Origin of the sequence: Phocaeicola sp. RTP21198st1_B8_RTP21198_201120 (assembly GCF_040929485.1) — a bacterium.
GTDB lineage: Bacteria > Bacteroidota > Bacteroidia > Bacteroidales > Bacteroidaceae > Phocaeicola > Phocaeicola dorei.
In genome coordinates, this window is record NZ_JBCOCI010000244.1 from 1 (window position 1) to 1,850 (window position 1,850).

2 pseudogenes are annotated in these 1,850 nt (G+C 38.9%); both read right to left on the reverse strand.

The window, feature by feature from the left end:
• Positions 1–593 (reverse strand): annotated as a pseudogene (locus AB5935_RS25010) (hypothetical protein); the annotation flags it as partial.
• A gap of 2 nt (positions 594–595) precedes the next feature.
• Positions 596–1,850: pseudogene (locus AB5935_RS25015) on the reverse strand (hypothetical protein); the annotation flags it as partial.

The following is a 1,850-nucleotide window of genomic DNA, read 5'->3' on the forward strand; positions in this document are numbered from 1 at the left end:
AGCTCTACAGGCTGCCAATCTTCAAAAGAAATCTTAGGTTCAATGTACAATTCTTCATTTGAAGGGTACAAATCCATGTAGTTATTCATATTCTTCAAGAGATCAATTGGAGGAAAGGGGCTATATACAAGTACTTTTGGAGTCTTACCTTTTGCCAATGCTCTTCTAACCAAATCAAACATTCCCAAATCAATAGAAGTGCAGCCTACATAATCATATGTAGGGGCTGCTTTTCGAAGATAGTAGAGTGGTGTCAGCTCCGAAAAACCTTTATGATAGGAGTTGTTTGACAGAAATTCTTTTAGAGTACAAGCCCATTGGCTTGGCTTTGAGCCAAGCTCATTGATAGCAGTAAGCGTAACTATAGTTAGCGATTTAAGAACTTTTAGTCTTGGCCCTTTATCTTTCGGAAATTTCAAGATAATATGTCCTCGTTCATTGTTGACATGATCAATGAAGCCATAACACAATTCCTCCTTTCTGAGAAGCTGTGCTATGGGCGTATTTACCAGAGTTTTTTGCTCTGCCTCAATCTCTCTGATTTGATCATCAAAGAAGTATTGATAATTCTTGATTGTCTTAGCCTTGTCCATAATTAAATGTCGTCATCAGTTAGATTATCATTTGCATTTGGATCATGCGAGATTGGCGCAAATACTGAATTGTATTTTTCGTTTGAGCAAATTCTTATCATTGTGTAAGCTGTTCCCTTAACACCTTCAAGGATGCCAGAATACAGTTCTTGTACTACATCTGCCTTTTCTTCGCCTGTAAGCTTGATAACAATGTCATCTTCACTAACCCAATTCAAGATATCTTCAATTGAGTTGAAATACATAAACTCGTTGGCTTTGGCCCCAAGATATACGCATACTACACACCTGTCATCTGCAATTTTGTTCCAAATAGAAGGAGAGATATACATAATGCCACCTGCTGCACTACATTTGTGGATATACTTACCTCCATTAAGGGTGTGCTCAGATTTTAGGTGTGCATTTCGCACAAAGTCTGCTTCGGACTCATCGGGTTTCATTCCTCTCTTAACAAGATTTTGATACAAGCGATACTGGGCAAGGTAGTTTTGATCTGCTACCTGTTCTGAAGACAAATCACCATCAAGCAGTCGATTAATTGCATCAACCTCTACTTGAGAAGGCTCCAGAATCTCCAACGTACGTTGTTGCCCATTAGAGCCAAAGTTGCGTACATCCTCTGGTGAGAATGGCTTTGGTGCTAAAGGACGGTATGGACGACGTGTATCATTCCAACCCGTATGGTCTGTATATGGACGTTTACTCCCTTCGACACGAGGCGCAGAAGGATACTCTTTCTTTGGATGGTCACTTGTATAATGATTCGGATGTTTATTAGAAGTTGGAGTTCCAAATGATTCAGGAGTTTTTGTCTGTCTAGGCGTAGATTGACGTGCCTCTTGATTCTCACGAGGTATTCCATAATTATTAGAGCTCTTATTCGCATGAAAGTCCTCATCCTGATCTTCAACTTCATTCAAATAATCATCAGGATTATCATAATCTGTTTCCTTAGGAATCTGAGTTGATGTTGATGGAGGAGTAGAAGTATTTTCACCTGTGTCTAATGCCTCTTTTCCATTGTTTCCCTTTGCTGAAGGATCATCGTAAATAGTGTGTGCAGTATATGTATGACGCTTTGTATTATCAAGGTCGTCATCATCATTCGCTTTAATACCAACCATTTCTCTCTTCTTGCCAGGTATAATTGCATCCAACTGATTCATAAACTCCTCATCGAGTTTCAAATCATTATTAATCATGTCCAAAGCACTCTGAGCGCTGTCCATAATTTGATTTATAATATCCTTATTG